Raw genomic sequence first — 16905 nt, forward strand, 5'->3', positions numbered from 1 at the left:
GTCACAGAGGATATCGGCACGCACCGACACCCGTGGTCCGATGCCCTTTCAGGCCGGCTTCGGCCCCGGACCGGCGGCCAGCTCCGCCACCAGGTCCGAGGCGCTCACCGACGCGAAGGATCCGGCCACTTCGGCCGGCCCCGGGAAGAGCCGGTAGGCCGTTCCCGAAGCGCCCGGCCCGGCGGCGGTGGAGTGCACCGTGGCCAGGAACACCCTGCGGCCCGCGCTCTCCTCGGCGACGGCCGCCCCGGCGTCCGCGGCCGCGCGCCGCTCCTCGGGCCCGCCCGCCGCCGCGACACGGGCGGCGAACCCGGCCACCGTCTCCGCCGCGCCGGCCCGGTACCTCCACAACTCCCCGTCCCGCAGGACGGCCACCTCGCGGGAGCGGGCCGCGGCCCGCCACACCGCCAGGTCCCACAGGGTGGTGCGGGTGCCGGACCCGAAGTGCTCCCACACGTCGCGGGCGACGGACCCGAGCCGCTCGCCGTGCGAGGCGACGCTCTGGAAGCCTTCGGACGGCGGCAGGTGGACGTCCGCCCACAGGGCCCGGCGGGCGGCGAGGTCCACGACCATCGGCATGCAGACCCGGGATTCGCCCGTCAGGTCGAAGCGCTGGCGCACGGTCCGCGGGTCGTACGAGGAGCCGCGCGGGCCGTCCGCCGGCAGGGCCATGAAGCCGGCGAAGGCGTCCGGCAGTTCGTCGAAGGGCACGTTGTTGTAGCTGAAGACCAGCGGTACCGCGTACACGTCCCCGTTCTCGGCGAGGGCCGCCAGGTCCAGGTCCACGTACTCGGTGGCACCGTCCGGAGCGGGCGCCGAGGTGAGGTCGCCCGAGTGCACGGCGGCCGCGTGCGGCCCGTACCGCAGGCGGGTGTAGTCGCAGAGCCCCCTGTACTTCCAGTCGGCGTCGAAGAAGGCGACGGACAGGTCCAGGTCGGTGCGGTCGCGCGCGGGCTCCGTCCAGTGCAGGAACAGCCGCAGCACCTCGTCCCCGGGCAGGGTCTGCGTACTGCCGCGCGGGACGGCGACCAGCGACCGGGACGCGTTGCGCTCGCCGAAGGGCACGGTCAGGTCCGCGAGCCCGGCGTCCAGGACCGCCAGGTCGTACGCCTCCCCGCCGGCGGCGGCGAACCGGCGCAGCACCTCCGCCTCCAGCCGGGCCGTGACCGCCCCGACGAGGCGCGCGGGCAGCGGGACCCGCTCCTCCCACGCCACCTGGGCGCGCGCCACCCGGCCGCGCGGGAAGAACACCCGGCGCCCGCCGGTACGGTCCTCGGCGCGGGTGCGCAGCGCGCCGAGCGCCGACAGCAGCGGTCCCGCCCCCACCTCGGGCAGGCCCCGGTCGAGTGCCCGCTCCAGCTCGGGCAGGAGTTCCGCGCCCGGGTGCAGGCGCAGCAGGTGGTCGAGGCGGCGTACGAGTTCCCCCGGGCGCTGCCCGGCGAGCGCGGCGGCGGCCCGCGCGTCCCCCTCGGCGAGGGCCTGCTCGAGCCGGCCGGCCCATGTGGCGGGCCGGATCCGGTCCCCGTCCACGCGGACGGCGTCCGGGTGCGCGGCGGCGCAGGCCAGCAGCGCCGCGCCGAGCGGTGTGGCGGCGGACACGGTCGTGCCGCGCAGCACGGCGAAGGCGAGCGCGGTCCGGGGATGCCGGTCGTGCCGCTCGAAGGGGTGCAGCAGCTCGGCGGCCCGCTTCCAGGCGGTGGGGTGCCGCAGCAGGTCCTCGACCAGGTACCGCGGGTCCAACGCGTCGAGGACCGCGAGGATTTCCCGGCGCAGCGGCCGTCCGGGGTTCACGAACCGGGGCGGCGGCAGCTGTCCGGCGTCCCCGCCGGACAGCACGGCGAGCAGCCGCAGCACGTCGGTGGCGGTGGTGAGCCGCGCGGCGAGCAGCGGACGTACCGCGTCGGCGGTCCGCCAGTCGCGCAGCAGCGTGCCGAGGACCTGCGCCTTGGTCTCGCGTACGGGGATCTGCTCCGGGAGCCAGCCGAGGTCCGCCGGAGCGGCGGGCAGCAGCAGGTCCAGGTCGTCGCGGTCCTCGGGGGACAGCGGGGTCTGCCGGGCCAGCAGCGAGGCGACCACGCGGGCGCAGTCGGCCTGCCGGTCGGTGCCGAGCCGCAGCAGCCGCAGCGGGCCCCCGGCCGCGTGGGCGGCGGGCGCGGCGGATCCGGAGGACCGGTCGGGGACCGGGCGCAGGAAGGGGTCGGCGGGGTCGACGCGCCGGTGGCAGACGGGGCAGCCCGTGTGGTCGGCGCCGTCCCAGCAGGCGCGGCAGACGAGGTGGGCGCAGGGCGCGACCGGGTGGACCGTACCGGCCTCGCCGCACAGTACGCACGGCTGTGCGGGTTCCTGGAGCAGCAGGGCGAAGACGCGGCTGACGTACCAGTGTTCGGTGTCGTGCGGGATGGAGAAGGGGAAGCGGCGGAAGAGCGGCTTGTGCACCCGGTCGGAGCCCATCAGCCCGTCCAGGAGCGCCAGGAGCCGCAGCCGCTCCTCGGCGAGGTCGGTCGGCGCGAGCCGCGAGAGCGCGGCGTGCAGCTCCGGGCTCAGGGCGTGGCCGCGCTCGAGGAGCTCGCCCTCCAGGGGCCGCACTCCCTCGCGGCCGGGTGACGCGGCGGCCTTCGGCCGGTCGACGTAGACGGTCCGGAGCCGGTGCAGCAGGACGGACTCGATGGCAGACACGGGTGGCACTCCCCCTCCGGGAACGACAGAGCGGGGGCGGAGAGTGGGCGCGCGGATTCTTGAAAGGAAGTGGAGAAGGATGCGCGCCGGGGAGCCGCCCCCGCACGGCCGATCTGATCACGCGGCCGGGCACCCGGGCAATCCGATTATCGTCCGGACCCGGTGAGCAGGGCCTCCGTCAGGGCCCGTACCGACAGCAGGAACAGGCGTTCCGGGTCGGCCGGGCGGGCCAGGGCGCGGGCGAGCGCCGGGTCGCCGGGGGCGGACCGCGGGTCCCACAGCTCGCCCTCGCCCGGCGACTGGGCGGGGGAGCGCTCGCGGTTGCGTTCGACGAGCAGGAAGCCGACGGTCTGGAACTGGACGGCGCGCACCGCGTCGGCGGCCCGCGCTCCCCGCAGTCCGGCGGCGTGCACCTCGTCGGCCAGTGCCCGCTGGGCGGGCAGGAACATCCGCTCGGTGAGCCCGCGCTCGTGGACCATCGCGATCAGGTGCGGGCGGGCGCGGATCTCCCGCCGCAGCGTCAGGGCCACCGAGACGATCCGCTCGGCCGGGGTGCGGCCGGCGGGGCGCACCGCGCCCATCTCCCGGACGGTCCGCTCCACCAGGGCGTCGAGGAGCCGCTCGCGGTTGCCGACGTGCCAGTAGATGGAGGTCACCGCCGTGCCCAGCTCGGCCGCGAGGCCGCGCATGGTCAGGGCCGCCGGGCCGTGCCGCCTGACCAGGGACGCGGCCGCTTCCAGTACGTCGTCGCGGGTCAGCGCGCTTCTCGCCATCGCCGGGGCCGCCGATCTGTCTGTCGGAACGTCAGTTTCCTTGCGTGCAGGGGTCTTTACCCTTCATCGGCGCCGGTGTAACTGTGTTACAGAACCGCCTCCGGCCCCGCCGGGGGGACCCTCGGAAGGGTGGTGCGAGACATGGCACGCATACGGTACGGAGCGCGGACCGAGGCCGAGATCACGGCATCGCGCGAGAAGAGCGCCAAGCTCCCCGACATCTGGTCCACCGGGGTGGTGGCCGTCTGGGAGACCGACCCCGACGTGGTGGCGGCGGTCCTGCCCCCACCGCTCAAGCCCGCCGAACGGCCCCTCGTACGGGCGAACATCAGCAAGGTCGACCTGCCCGGCTACCCCCTCGGCGCCGGCTCGGTGGCCGTGGCGGCCCGGCACGGCGGGGTCGACGGCTGGTACCCCCTCGTCATGCCGATGACCCACGAGCGCGCCCTGACCGGCGGCCGCGAGGTGTTCGGCGAGCCGAAGAAGCTGGGCGAGGTCACCGTCGAGCGCGAGGGGCTCGTCGTACGGGCCGTCCTCGCCCGGCACGGGATCGCCTTCGTCGAGGTGCGCGGGGCCGTCGACCGCGAGCTGCCGCCGCCCGGACCGACCGTGAAGACCGACTTCTACTTCAAGTTCCTCCCCGCCGTGGACGGCTCCGGCCTCGACGGCGATCCGGTGCTCGTGCACTGCACCCGCAACGAGAAGGTCCGCAGGCTGGAGCACCTCACCGGGGACGTGGTGCTGCGCGAGTCGATGTACGACCCCGTCGCCGACCTTCCGGTACGGCGCCTCGTGGAGCTCACCATCGGCGAGAAGACCACCGACCAGCGGGGCCGGGTCGTCGAACGGGTCAGCGCCCGGGCGCTGCTCCCCTACGTCCACCAGCGCTACGACGACCCCCTCCAGATCCTCGACGGCCCGCCCGAGGGGAGCGTGTGACATGCGGCTCGCACCCGGACAGGTGGCCGTCGTCACCGGCGCCGCGAGCGGCATCGGCCTCGCGATGGCCCGCCGCTTCGCCGCCGAGGGCCTCAAGGTGGTCCTCGCCGACGTGGAGGAGGCCGCCCTGCGCAAGGCCGCCGACGCCCTCGCCGCGGACGGCGCCGAGGTGCTCGCCCGGACCGTCGACGTCGGCGAGCGCGACTCCGTCCTCGCCCTCGCCGACGCCGCCTACGAGACCTTCGGCGCCGTGCACGTGCTGTGCAACAACGCGGGCGTCGGATCCGGCGCCGAGGGCCGGATGTGGGAACACGAGCCCAACGACTGGAAGTGGGCCTTCTCCGTCAACGTCTGGGGCGTCTTCCACGGCATCCAGGCCTTCGTCCCCCGCATGATCGCCTCCGGCGCCCCCGGCCACGTCGTCAACACCTCCTCCGGCGACGGCGGCATCGCCCCCCTGCCCACGGCCTCCGTGTACGCCGTCACCAAGGCCGCCGTGGTCACCATGACCGAGTCCCTCTACGCCCACCTCAAGGCGGAGGGCGCCGCCGTGGGCGCCTCCGTCCTCTTCCCCGGCCCGCACATGCTGCGCACCGGCCTGTGGGAGTCCCACCGCAACCGGCCCGAGCGCTTCGCGAAGGAGCGGCCGCGCAGGTCCCCGTACCGCAGCCTCGGCCAGTACGAGGCCGCGATGAGGGAGGCCGGGCACGAGGTCCGCTTCACCCCGGTCGAGGAGGTCGCGGAGCACGTCGTCGACGGCATCCGCGCCGACCGCTTCTGGATGCTGCCGCCGAGCGAGCACAGCGACCGGCAGATCCGCGCCCGGTCGCGGTCGATGCTCGACCGCGCCAACCCCGCCTACCTGGAGAGCTTCATCCTCGACTGAGGGGACCGACGTGCCTGACGAGACGTACGAAGACCCGTACCTGATCATCTCCTCCGACTGCCACGCGGGCCTGCCCACCGAGCAGTACCGCCCCTACCTCGACTCCCGCTTCCATCCCCGGTTCGACGAGTTCCTCGGGCAGCGCGACGCGCGCCGCGAGGAGGCCACCCGGCTCGGCGTGCGCAACGAGGCCTTCGCCGCGAAGTGGTTCCACGACCACGAGGAAGGCCTCAAGGGCGGCTGGGACAGCGCCCAGCGGCTCAAGGAGCTCGATGGCGACGGTGTGGCCGCCGAGGTCGTCTTCCCCGACGCGGACGCCGTCGACAGCCAGACCGCCGCCCCCTTCGGGGTGGGCCTGGGCCTGTCCGGCGACCAGGACCCCGAGCTCGGCATGGCGGGCGCGCAGGCGCACAACCGCTGGCTGGCGGAGTTCGTCGGGCGCGATCCGGAGCGCCACTGCGGTGTCGCGCTGCTGCCCATCACGGGCGAGCCGTCCAAGGTCGTCGCCGAGATCCACCGGGCCAAGGAGTCCGGCCTCGGCGCCCTGATGATCCCGTCCATGTGGGTGGACCGGGCGCCCTACCACGACCGCCGTTACGACCCCGTGTGGGCGGCCGCCGCCGAGACGGCGATGCCGATCGTCACCCACTCGGGGGCCGCGCCGCGCCACGAGTACGGCGACCACCTGGGCATCTACGTCTCCGAGGTCACCTGGTGGCCGGCCCGTCCGCTGTGGTTCCTGCTCTGGTCCGGGGTCTTCGAGCGCCACCCCGGCCTGAGGTTCGGCGTCGCCGAGTCGGGCTGCTGGTGGCTGCCGAACCTGCTGTGGTTCATGGACCGCCTCTACCTCGGCGCCCACGGCGGCAAGAAGCTCTCGCCCTTCTCGGAACTGAAGCGCCCGCCGAGCGAGTACCTGGACCGGCAGGTGTTCGTCTGCGCGACCAACACCAAGCGCCGGGAACTCGCCCAGCGCTACGAGATCGGCGTGGACAACATCCTGTGGGGCTCGGACTTCCCGCACCCCGAGGGCACCTGGCCCGACACCCGCGCCTGGCTGAAGAAGACCTTCCACGACATCCCGGTCGCCGAGACCCGCCGGATGCTGGGCCTGGCCGCCGCCGAGGTCTTCGGCTTCGACACCGGCCGGCTCGCCCCGATCGCCCGCCGCATCGGCCCCACCCCGGCCGAGCTGGGCCAGAGCCCCGACCAGGCGGCGGTGGAGGCCTCCTGGGCCCGCTCCCGCGAGACGGGCCGCCACTGGCTCACCGGCGACGACTTCCCCTCGCTGGGGGTGTCCCGGTGACGACGGACGAGCGCTACACGGTCATCTCGGCGGACTGCCACGCGGGAGCCGACCTGCTCGACTACAGGCCGTACCTCGCCAAGCGCCACCACGAGGCCTTCGACGCCTGGGCCGCTTCCTACGTCAATCCGTACGAGGACCTCCTCGCCGACTCGGCGGACCTCAACTGGAACTCGCGGCGCCGGCTCGCCGAGCTGGAGGCCGACGGCATCGTCGCCGAGGTCGTCTTCCCGAACACCATCCCGCCCTTCTTCCCCGAGGCCTCGCTGATGGCCCAGCCGCCGACCGCCGAGGAGTACGAACTGCGGTGGGCCGGGCTCCAGGCGCACAACCGCTGGCTGGCCGACTTCTGCGCGGACGCGCCGGGGCGGCGGGCGGGCGTCGCCCAGATCCTCCTCAACGACGTGGACGCGGCGGTGGCGGAGATCCGCCGCGCCCGGGAGGCGGGCCTGACCGGCGGCATCCTCCTCCCCGGCGTCCCGCCCGGGTCACCCGTCCCCGAGCTGTACTCGGCCGCGTACGACCCGATCTGGGCGGTGTGCGCGGAGCTGGACGTCCCGGTCAACCACCACGGCGGCTCGGCCTCGCCCCCGCTGGGCGACGAACCGGCCGCGCGGGCCGTCTTCATGGTGGAGACCACCTGGTTCTCGCACCGCGCCCTGTGGCACCTCGTCTTCGGCGGGGCCTTCCGCCGCCACCCGGGCCTGAAGCTCGTCCTGACGGAGCAGGGATCCGGCTGGATCCCGGGCGTGCTGGAGATGCTGGACTACTACCACGGCCGCCTGGTCGCGGCGTCGTCCACCGCCGAGGCCAAGTTCGGCGCGGGCCTGGCCGAGTCCATGGGCCGGGGCCCGAGCGAGGTCTGGCGGGACAACTGCTTCGTGGGGGCCAGCTTCATGCGCCCCCACGAGGTCCCGCTGCGGGAACGGATCGGCCTCGACAAGATCATGTGGGGCAGCGACTTCCCCCACGACGAGGGCACGGCCCCCTTCTCCCGCGAAGCCCTGCGCATCGCGTACGCGGGCCTGCCGAGGGAGGAGGTCGCGGCCATGACCGGCGGCAACGCGGCCCGCGTGTACGGCTTCGACCTGACCCTGCTGGACAAGCTCGCGGCGCAGCACGGCCCGCTGGTCTCGGAGATCGCCGAGCCCCTGACGCAGATCCCGCCCGGCGCCACCAGCCCGGCCTTCGCCCGGGGAGCGTCCGTCCGGGTCTGGTGACGCATGGCTCCCGCCGGAGCGGCCCCCGCCGGTGCGGGCGCCGCTCCGGCGGTGGCGGGCCGTTTCGGGGGCTGCCCTGCGCGACCCCCTTGTACCCCGGGTAACCCCGTCGGATACTGATCGGTAACAACCCCTGGCGGCAGCCCGGAACCCGCCCTAAGGTGCGCCCATGCCAAATCTGCCCGATGTCGTGCTGTGGTCCATACCCGCCTTCGTACTGCTCACCGTCATCGAGGTGGTCAGCTACCGGCTCCATCCCGACGAGGACGCCGCCGGCTACGACACCAAGGACGCGGTCACCAGCGTCACCATGGGGCTCGGCAGCATCGGCTTCGACCTGCTGTGGAAGATCCCGGTCGTCGCCGTCTTCACCGCCGTCTACGAACTGACCCCGCTGCGCGTGCCGTTCCTGTGGTGGACCGCCCTGCTGATGCTGCTCGTCCAGGACTTCCTCTACTACTGGCAGCACCGGCTCCACCACGTCATCCGCATCCTGTGGGCCTGCCACGTGGTCCACCACAGCAGCCGCCGGTTCAACCTCACCACCGCCCTGCGCCAGCCGTGGACCAGCGCGACCACCTGGTGGTTCTACCTGCCGATGGTCGCCCTCGGGGTGCACCCGGCGGCGATCCCCTTCTGCTACGGCATCAACCTGCTCTACCAGTTCTGGGTGCACACCGAGCGCATCGGGAAGCTGCCGAGGCCCTACGAGTACGTCTTCAACACCCCCTCCCACCACCGCGTCCACCACGCCTCCCAAGGCGGCTACCTGGACCGCAACTTCGGCGGCATCCTGATCGTCTGGGACCGGATGTTCGGGTCCTGGGTGGGGGAGACCGAGCGGCCCGTCTACGGGCTCACCAAGAACATCGACACCCACAACCCGCTGCGCGTCGCCACCCACGAGTACGCCGCCATCGCCCGCGACGTACGCGCCGCCGACAGCTGGCGCGAGCGGGCCGGGCGGGTGTTCCGGGGCCCCGGCTGGCAGCCGGCGGCCGAGCGCGCCGAAGCCGCACGGGCCGCCGCCCCCGCTCCCGCCGCGAAGGCGCCGGAGCGCGCCGCGTGAGCGCCGCCGGGACCCGTACGCCCTCCTGGGCGGCGCGGCCGGTGGCCGCCGGACGTGCCGGACGCGTCCTGCTCGCCGGCTTCGGCGCGGCGGCCGCCGCCGACCTCGGTTCGCTGCTGGCCGACTGGCACCTCGGGCACGTCCTCGCCAAGCCGCTGCTGATGCCGCTGCTGGCGGGGTACGTGATGACCCGCGGCGCGCCCCGCCTGCTGGTCGCCGCCCTGCTCTTCGGCTGGGGCGGGGACCTCGCCCTGCTCTTCGACGCCGAGCCCGCCTTCCTCATCGGCATGGGCTCCTTCGCCCTCGGGCACGTCTGCTACCTCGGGCTCTTCGGCAGGGGCCGTACGAGCCTCGCGCTCGGGGGCGCGTACGCCCTCGCGCTCGTCGGGACCGTCACGCTGCTGTGGCCGGACCTGCCGGCGGACCTGCGGATCCCCGTCGCCGGGTACAGCCTGCTGCTCACCGCCATGGCCTACCGCTCCAGCGCCCTCGGCCGCGCGGCGGGCGCCGGCGGGGCACTGTTCCTGCTGTCCGACACCCTCATCGCCACCGGGGTCGCCGAGTGGCCCCAGCTCCCGCGGCCCGACTTCTGGATCATGGCCACCTACCTCGCCGCCCAGTACCTGCTGGCCCTGGGCGCGATCGCCCGGGGGCAGGCGTACCGTAGGGAGGTCATACAAGGCTCAACCATTTGACCCGGAGGGCTGCCCCACCATGCGCGCCACCGTCATCCACGCCCCGCACGACATCCGCGTGGAGGAGGTGCCCGACGCTGCGATCCAGCGCCCCGAGGACGCCGTCGTCCGCGTCCTGCGCGCCTGCATCTGCGGCAGCGACCTCTGGGCCTACCGCGGCGAGGCCGCGCGCCAGCCCGGCCAGCGCATCGGCCACGAGTTCCTCGGCATCGTCGAGGAGACCGGCTCCGCCGTCTCCGGCCTGCGCGCCGGGGACCTCGTCGTCGCCCCGTTCATGTGGTCCGACGGCACCTGCGACTACTGCTCCGAGGGCCTGTACACCTCCTGCGCGCACGGCGGCTTCTGGGGCTCCGTCGGCCACGACGGAGGCCAGGGCGAGGCCGTCCGGGTCCCGCACGCCGACGGCACCCTGGTGAAGCTGCCCGCCGAGGCCGTCTCGGACGACCACCTGCTGACCGGGCTGCTCGCGCTCTCCGACGTCATGGGCACCGGTCACCACGCCGCACTGGGCGCCGGCGTCCGCGCGGGCTCCACCGTGGCCGTCGTCGGTGACGGCGCTGTCGGGCTGTGCGGCGTCCTCGCGGCCAAGCGGCTCGGCGCCGAGCGGATCATCGCACTGGGCCGCCACAGCGCCCGTACGGACATCGCGAAGGCCTTCGGGGCCACCGAGGTGGTCGCCGAGCGCGGGGAGGCCGCCGAGGCCGCCGTGCGCGAGCTGACCCGGGGCCAGGGCGCGCACGCCGTGATCGAGGCGGTCGGCACCGAGCAGTCCATGCGCACCGCCGTGAACATCACCCGCGACGGCGGGGCCATCGGCTACGTCGGCGTCCCGCACGGCAGCGGCACCGGCCTCGACCTCGGCGTGATGTTCGACCGCAACATCACCCTGCGCGGCGGCGTGGCACCGGTCCGGGCCTACATCCCGGAGCTGCTGGAGGACGTGCTGAGCGGCGCGATCGACCCGGCCCCCGTCTTCGACCGGGCGGTCTCCCTGGACGAGGTCCCGGACGGCTACCGCGCGATGGACGACCGCAGCGCGCTGAAGGTCCTGATCAAGCCCTGAACCGGCGGACGTAAAGGGGCCGGGCGGACGTGAAGGGGCCGGGCGGACGTGAAGGGGCCGGGCGGGGAAACACCCCGCCCGGCCCCTCACGCGTGCGCCGCTACTTGACGGCCTTGAGCGCGTCGACCACGCCCGAGCCGTAGTACGCCGTCTGGCCCCACTTGGTGGTGCAGGTGGTGGCGTCGATCAGGTTGCCGGTGCTGTTGTAGACCTTCTCCGGGCAGGCCGTCTTCGTGGCCTGGGCCTTCAGCATGGCCTGGAGCTGGGACGGCGTGGCCGTCGGGTGCGCGCTCTTCAGCAGCGCCGCGACGCCCGCCACGTGCGGGGCGGCCATCGAGGTGCCCTGCTTGTAGCCGTAGCCGCCGGGGACGGTCGACAGTACGCGGCCGTTGGCGTCCGGGGTGGCGGGGACCTGCCACTTGTCACCGCCCGGGGCGGCGACGTCGACGACACCCAGGCCGTAGGTGGAGTAGTACGACTTGAAGCCCTTGTCACCGGTCGCGCTCACCGTGACCACGCCCGGCAGCTGGGTGGGCAGGTCCAGGCAGACCTTCGGGTCGATCGTGCGCGGGCCCGGGGTGGAGTCGTTCGGGCTGGAGTCGTCGAGGATCGAGTCCCCGGCCAGGTCGTGGTTGGAGTTGCCGGCCGAGGCCACGTGGAGCACGCCCTTGCGCTCGGCGTACTTGGTGGCCCGGCTGAGGGCCTCCACCAGCGCCTTCTGGTCGTCGTCCGCCTTGCAGTTGTAGAGCCACGGGTCGACGTAGTAGCTGTTGTTGGTCACCTCGATCCCCTTCTCGGCGGCGAACATGAAGCCGCACACGACCGCCTCGGTGTAGAAGAGGCCGTTCCCGGGCTCGCTCACCTTGATCCCGGCGACCTTCGCGCCCGGCGCGACACCGCTGATGCCCACGCCGTTGCGGGCGGCGGCTATGGTGCCCGCCACGTGGGTGCCGTGGTCGCTGCCGTCCGCGTACGGGCGCCACGCGCCCTCACTGGTGTCGGCGACGCCGCCGACACAGTTGGCCGACTGCTCCTTGGAGAAGTTGGCCGCCAAGTCGGGGTGAGTGTCGTCCACACCCGTGTCGATGACGCCCACGGTGACGTCAGTGCTGCCATCGTTGATCTTGTGCGCCGCGTCGGCCTTGATCGCCCGCAGGTCCCACTGGTTGGACTCCAGGGGCTCCTGGCCCGGCTCGGCCTGCGCCGCCGCGTTGGCGGCGGCCTCCGCGCTCAGCCGCTGGGTCGTGCCCTCATCGGTGGTCTGCACCGGCTGGAGGGGGGCCGTGCGGGTGGCGCCGACCGAGACGAAGAGGCCGCGCTGCGCCCGCAGCTGCTTGGCGAAGTCCGGGTTCTCGGAGTGCGCGACGATGACCCCGATCTGCTCGTGGGCGATCACCACCGTCCCACCGGCCCGCTCGATGGCCTTCTTCGCCGCCGTCGTCGTGGCGTACACGTTCAGGTTCGCCACGTAGGACAGCTTCGGGCCGGTGGCGGCGGTCTTCGAGGCCGTCACCGAGTCCGCCGTGGTGCCCAGCGGCGCCGCCGAGGCGGCCACCGAGGGCAGGAAGGCGAGCGAGGCCGTGAGCGCCAGGCCGACCGGAACGGCGAGAGCTCGCCGGCGGCCGTGTCCCAGATGAGCCATGGGTTCTCCACATCATCCGTCAAAAAGCCGTCCGCACGCGGTCGCGTGGGACGGGTTCATGACACGCGAACCTAGCGCTGACGTTCCTGTTTGCGCCATGAGTTCGAGAAAGAAGTTCTTGAAGTAGCAGCGGGTGTTGAACCGTCCCGACACGCCGGCCGTGCCGTTGACAGGGGGGATCAGCACCACCGTCCCCCCACACGGAGGTTGTTTTGTCCGTCGTCCCCACCGCACCCGCGTCACAAGGAGAACCCCCCGTGACCACCGAAGCAGCGCCGCCGACGGGCGGCGCGGGACCGGCCCGCCCGTCGGCCGAAGAGTTCACGCGCGTCCAGCAGAGCCCCGAATTCGCCGAACTGCGCGGCTCCTACCGGTCGTTCGCCTTCCCGCTCACCGTGGCCTTCATCGCCTGGTACCTGCTCTACGTCCTGCTGTCCAGCTACGCGGGCGGCTTCATGGGGATCAGGCTCTTCGGCAACATCAACGTCGCTCTGGTCCTCGGCCTCGCCCAGTTCCTGACGACCTTCCTGATCGCCTGGCTGTACTCGCGGCACGCCGCCGCCAAGCTCGACCCCAAGGCCGAGGCCATCAAGGAACGCATGGAGGCCGGAGCATGAGCATGGGCACGAGCGCGGTCCCCGCGATGACGGTCGCCGCCGGGGCGGGCGAGCACCGCCCGCTGATCATCACCCTCTTCGGGCTGTTCGTCGTCGCCACCCTCATCATCACCGTCTGGGCCGGCCGCCAGACCAAGGACGCCGCCGACTTCTACGCGGGCGGCCGCCAGTTCACCGGGTTCCAGAACGGCCTGGCCATCTCCGGCGACTACATGTCCGCCGCGTCCTTCCTCGGCATCGCCGGGGCCATCGCGCTCTTCGGCTACGACGGCTTCCTGTACTCCATCGGCTTCCTCGTGGCCTGGCTGGTGGCCCTGCTGCTCGTCGCCGAGCCGCTGCGCAACTCCGGCCGCTACACGATGGGCGACGTCCTCGCGTACCGGATGCGCCAGCGGCCCGTCCGCACCGCCGCCGGCACCTCCACCATCGTGGTCTCGATCTTCTACCTGCTCGCCCAGATGGCCGGGGCCGGCGTGCTCGTCTCGCTGCTCCTGGGCATCACCAGCGACGGCGGCAAGGTCGCCGTCGTCGCCCTGGTCGGCCTGCTGATGATCGTCTACGTCACGATCGGCGGGATGAAGGGCACCACCTGGGTCCAGATGGTCAAGGCGGTCCTCCTCATCGCGGGCGCCCTGCTCATCACCTTCCTGGTGCTGCTGAAGTTCGACTTCAACATCTCCGCCCTGCTGGGCCAGGCCGCCGAGAACAGCGGTCAGGGCACCAAGTTCCTCGAGCCCGGGCTCAAGTACGGCAAGGACGGGCTCACCAAGCTGGACTTCATCTCCCTCGGCCTCGCCCTCGTCCTCGGCACCGCCGGTCTGCCGCACATCCTGATCCGCTTCTACACGGTCCCCACCGCCAAGGCCGCCCGCAAGTCCGTGAACTGGGCCATCGGCATCATCGGCGCCTTCTACCTGATGACGATCGCCCTCGGCTTCGGAGCCGCGGCCCTGCTCGAGCGGGCCGACATCCTGGCCTCCAACAAGGCCGGCAACACCGCCGCCCCGCTCCTCGCCCAGGAGATCGGCGGCGGCGCGGACTCCACCGGCGGCGCGATCCTGCTCGCGGTGATCTCGGCGGTGGCCTTCGCCACCATCCTCGCCGTGGTCGCGGGCCTGACCCTGGCCTCCTCGTCGTCCTTCGCGCACGACATCTACGTCAACGTCATCCGCAGGGGAAAGGCCACCGAGAAGGAGGAGGTGCGCGCCGCCCGCTGGTCCACCGTGGTCATCGGCGCCGTCGCCATCTTCCTCGGCGCCCTCGCCCGCGACATGAACGTCGCCGGCCTGGTCGCCCTCGCCTTCGCGGTCGCGGCCTCCGCCAACCTCCCGACCATCCTCTACAGCCTCTTCTGGAAGCGCTTCACCACCCAGGGCGCGCTGTGGTCGATCTACGGCGGGCTGATCTCGGCGGTCGGGCTCGTCCTCTTCTCGCCGGTCGTCTCCGGCAAGCCCACCTCGATGTTCAAGGACGCCGACTTCTACTGGTTCCCGCTGGAGAACCCGGGGATCATCTCCATCCCCCTCGGCTTCCTCCTGGGGTGGCTGGGAACCGTCCTCTCCAAGGAAGAGGCCGATCCGCGGAAGTTCGCCGAGCTGGAGGTGCGCTCCCTCACCGGCACCGGAGCCCACTGACCGGGGGCTCCCCGAGACCGTACGAACACCGTGCGTGGCCGCGTCGTACTTCCCTACGACGCGGCCCCGTTACGTATCGTTCATTCGGGCATCCCTCCACGACACACGGGTCGCGTACGCTCGATGCATAGAACCTCTAGATCCGGACAGGGGAGGGGGCCCACAGTGCTTCTCGACACGTACGGCCGCGTGGCCACTGACCTGCGCGTCTCACTCACCGACCGGTGCAACCTGCGGTGTACCTACTGCATGCCCGAGGAGGGCCTGCAGTGGCTGGGGAAGTCCGATCTGCTGAGTGACGACGAGATCGTCCGGCTCATCCGCATCGCCGTGACGAGCCTCGGCATCACCGAGGTCCGTTTCACCGGCGGCGAGCCGCTGCTGCGGCCCGGCCTGGTCGGGATCGTGGAACGGTGCGCGGCCCTCGAGCCCCGCCCCAGGATGTCGCTGACGACCAACGGCATCGGCCTCAAGCGCACCGCCCAGGCCCTCAAGGCCGCCGGCCTGGACAGGGTGAACGTTTCCCTGGACACCCTGCGGCCCGAGGTCTTCAAGACCCTCACCCGCCGCGACCGCCACCACGACGTCATCGACGGCATGGCCGCCGCCCGCGAGGCCGGCCTGACCCCCGTCAAGGTCAACGCCGTCCTGATGCCGGGGCTGAACGACGACGAGGCGCCCGACCTGCTCGCCTGGGCCGTGGAGAACGAGTACGAGCTCCGCTTCATCGAGCAGATGCCGCTGGACGCCCAGCACGGCTGGAAGCGTGAGGGCATGATCACCGCCGGGGACATCCTGGAGTCCCTGCGCACCCGCTTCACCCTCACCGAGGAGGGATCCGAGGAGCGCGGCTCGGCCCCGGCCGAGCGCTGGCTGGTCGACGGCGGCCCGGCCACCGTCGGGGTCATCGCGTCCGTCACCCGCCCGTTCTGCGGCGCCTGCGACCGTACCCGGCTCACCGCCGACGGCCAGATCCGTACGTGCCTGTTCGCCACCGAGGAGTCGGACCTGCGGTCCGCACTGCGCTCGGGCGCCCCGGACGAGGAGATCGCCCGCCTGTGGAAGGTGGCGATGTGGGGCAAGAAGGCCGGGTCCGGACTCGACGACCCGTCCTTCCTCCAGCCCGACCGCCCCATGTCGGCGATCGGCGGCTGACGCCCGCCGGACACCCCCTAGCGCTCGCGCTCGGAGCCCTCGGGCTGGACCCAGTCCTCCAGCCTCACGACGTCCTTGAGGAAGCCGCGGACCCCCAGGAACTGGGAGAGGTGTTCGCGGTGTTCCCCGCACGCCAGCCAGGTCTTGCGGCGCTCCGGCGTGTGCAGCTTCGGGTTGTTCCACGCCAGGACCCATACGGCCGCGTCGCGGCAGCCCTTGGCGGAGCAGATCGGGGTTTCGGGAGAAGTCACGGCCCCAACCCTAGAACGGAAGGGCGACGCCGGGCAGCCACGGGGGGAGCTGCCCGGCGTCGGTCCGTCGCTCCGACGGGGGATGCGGAGCGCGTAGGCAGTATGTCACGCACGACCCGGTGCGGTGCACCGGAACTTCATGATTGATCTGAGCTTTTATTGAGGTTTCCCGGGTCCAGTGCGGGGCGCACAGGGGCGGGCATGAAGTGCGAGGGCAGCGAGGGCGTCGATTCGCGCCCCGCGTTGGCGATGACGACGGCGATGTACGGCAGCAGCAGCCCGGCGGCCAGTGTCACGACGGCCACATGGCGCTCCACGTTCCACAGGACCACCGTGGCGACCACCGACAGGGTCCGGATCCCCATCGAGATGACGTACCGGCGCTGGCGGCCCCGTACGTCCTCGGCCAGGCCCATCCGGGCTCCCGTGATCCGGAAGACCACGGGTCCGTTCCGCTTCGTCCGCTGCATGCTCCACCACCCGATCAGCCCGCCGGACGCTCCCCGGTCCGGACCAGTCCACGGTACGCCGCTCCCGCGCGCGGGGAGGAGAGGGGGGTGTCCCCCGAACGGCAGTGTCCGAAATGCGCTGTACGCCGGATGGGCCGAGACTGGGCCCACATGCGCACAACGCGCCACGAGGAGGCTCGACATGCAATGGTTGTGGGCGATCATCGTCGGTTTCGTGCTGGGCCTCATCGCCCGGGCCGTCCTGCCGGGCAAGCAGCACCAGCCCCTCTGGCTGACCACCATCTTCGGCATCGTCGGCGCGGTCCTCGGCAACGCCGTCTCGCGATGGATCGGCGTCGAGGACACCAAGGGCATCGACTGGATCCGGCACCTGCTCCAGCTCGCCGGAGCCGTCGTCATCGTCGGCCTCGGCGACATGGTCTACATGGCCCTCCGAGGCGGCAGGCGCCATACCGTCTGACAGCGGTGGCACGGCCGAGGGGCCGGTGCGGACGATGGAGTCCGCACCGGCC

Annotated in this window: 16 protein-coding genes; 11 read left to right on the plus strand and 5 right to left on the minus strand. The window is 72.6% G+C overall.

Annotation, left to right across the window (positions count from 1 at the left end):
- Positions 1-48: 48 nt before the first annotated feature.
- Positions 49-2676, minus strand: coding sequence for an MXAN_6230/SCO0854 family RING domain-containing protein (locus ACZ4WZ_RS12000; RefSeq protein WP_467888530.1), 2628 nt, complete (start codon positions 2674-2676; stop codon positions 49-51).
- Between the two features lie 146 nt (positions 2677-2822).
- Positions 2823-3449, minus strand: coding sequence for a TetR/AcrR family transcriptional regulator (locus ACZ4WZ_RS12005; protein ID WP_467888533.1), 627 nt, complete (start codon positions 3447-3449; stop codon positions 2823-2825).
- A 141-nt stretch (positions 3450-3590) separates the two neighbouring features.
- On the opposite strand from ACZ4WZ_RS12005, the gene ACZ4WZ_RS12010 reads away from it, so the two are divergent.
- From ACZ4WZ_RS12010 to ACZ4WZ_RS12040, 7 genes are all read left to right on the plus strand, one after another.
- Entirely contained in the window at positions 3591-4388 is a 798-nt protein-coding gene (locus ACZ4WZ_RS12010; RefSeq protein WP_467888535.1) for an acetoacetate decarboxylase family protein, read from the plus strand.
- Position 4389: 1 nt separating this feature from the next.
- A complete protein-coding gene (locus tag ACZ4WZ_RS12015; protein ID WP_467888538.1) occupies positions 4390-5274 on the plus strand; it encodes an SDR family NAD(P)-dependent oxidoreductase in 885 nt (294 codons plus the stop codon).
- Positions 5275-5284: 10 nt separating this feature from the next.
- The gene (locus tag ACZ4WZ_RS12020) at positions 5285-6577 is read left to right on the plus strand and encodes an amidohydrolase family protein (RefSeq protein WP_467888541.1); all 1293 of its coding nucleotides are present in this window, start codon (positions 5285-5287) and stop codon (positions 6575-6577) included.
- On the plus strand, positions 6574-7797 hold the full coding sequence (locus tag ACZ4WZ_RS12025; RefSeq protein WP_467888544.1) for an amidohydrolase family protein: 1224 nt from the start codon (positions 6574-6576) through the stop codon (positions 7795-7797). Before ACZ4WZ_RS12020 ends, ACZ4WZ_RS12025 begins: the two co-directional genes overlap by 4 nt.
- Before the next feature lie 169 nt (positions 7798-7966).
- Positions 7967-8866, plus strand: coding sequence for a sterol desaturase family protein (locus ACZ4WZ_RS12030; protein ID WP_467888547.1), 900 nt, complete (start codon positions 7967-7969; stop codon positions 8864-8866).
- Entirely contained in the window at positions 8863-9561 is a 699-nt protein-coding gene (locus ACZ4WZ_RS12035; RefSeq protein ID WP_467888550.1) for a lysoplasmalogenase, read from the plus strand. The genes ACZ4WZ_RS12030 and ACZ4WZ_RS12035 overlap by 4 nt, the downstream gene beginning before the upstream one ends.
- Positions 9562-9580: 19 nt before the next feature.
- Positions 9581-10624 carry a zinc-dependent alcohol dehydrogenase family protein gene (locus ACZ4WZ_RS12040; protein WP_467888552.1) on the plus strand — a complete coding sequence of 348 codons (1044 nt, stop codon included), beginning with the start codon at positions 9581-9583 and terminating at the stop codon, positions 10622-10624.
- Between the two features lie 100 nt (positions 10625-10724).
- On the opposite strand, the gene ACZ4WZ_RS12045 is transcribed toward ACZ4WZ_RS12040, so the two are convergent.
- Positions 10725-12266: a S8 family peptidase gene (locus ACZ4WZ_RS12045; protein WP_467888556.1), complete on the minus strand. Its 1542-nt coding sequence runs from the start codon at positions 12264-12266 to the stop codon at positions 10725-10727.
- 257 nt (positions 12267-12523) lie between these two features.
- Here ACZ4WZ_RS12045 and ACZ4WZ_RS12050 point away from each other — a divergent pair, with 257 nt between their 5' ends.
- The 3 genes from ACZ4WZ_RS12050 to moaA all read left to right on the plus strand — a co-directional run bounded on the left by ACZ4WZ_RS12050 (position 12524) and on the right by moaA (position 15672).
- Positions 12524-12883: a DUF485 domain-containing protein gene (locus tag ACZ4WZ_RS12050; protein ID WP_467888558.1), complete on the plus strand. Its 360-nt coding sequence runs from the start codon at positions 12524-12526 to the stop codon at positions 12881-12883.
- Positions 12880-14517, plus strand: coding sequence for a solute symporter family protein (locus ACZ4WZ_RS12055; protein WP_467888560.1), 1638 nt, complete (start codon positions 12880-12882; stop codon positions 14515-14517). The genes ACZ4WZ_RS12050 and ACZ4WZ_RS12055 overlap by 4 nt, the downstream gene beginning before the upstream one ends.
- A gap of 165 nt (positions 14518-14682) precedes the next feature.
- Positions 14683-15672 carry a GTP 3',8-cyclase MoaA gene (gene moaA, locus ACZ4WZ_RS12060; protein WP_467888563.1) on the plus strand — a complete coding sequence of 330 codons (990 nt, stop codon included), beginning with the start codon at positions 14683-14685 and terminating at the stop codon, positions 15670-15672.
- A 17-nt stretch (positions 15673-15689) separates the two neighbouring features.
- Here the strand turns inward: moaA and ACZ4WZ_RS12065 are convergent, their stop codons facing one another.
- Positions 15690-15923 (minus strand): hypothetical protein, encoded by a 234-nt coding sequence (locus ACZ4WZ_RS12065; protein WP_467888565.1) that lies wholly within the window; start codon positions 15921-15923, stop codon positions 15690-15692.
- Between the two features lie 137 nt (positions 15924-16060).
- On the minus strand, positions 16061-16393 hold the full coding sequence (locus ACZ4WZ_RS12070) for a DUF3099 domain-containing protein (RefSeq protein ID WP_467888567.1): 333 nt from the start codon (positions 16391-16393) through the stop codon (positions 16061-16063).
- Between the two features lie 181 nt (positions 16394-16574).
- Between ACZ4WZ_RS12070 and ACZ4WZ_RS12075 the strand changes: the two genes are divergently transcribed.
- On the plus strand, positions 16575-16853 hold the full coding sequence (locus tag ACZ4WZ_RS12075) for a GlsB/YeaQ/YmgE family stress response membrane protein (protein WP_467888570.1): 279 nt from the start codon (positions 16575-16577) through the stop codon (positions 16851-16853).
- The last annotated feature ends 52 nt before the right edge of the window (positions 16854-16905 follow it).

This window comes from Streptomyces sp. NPDC029122 (assembly GCF_055569445.1).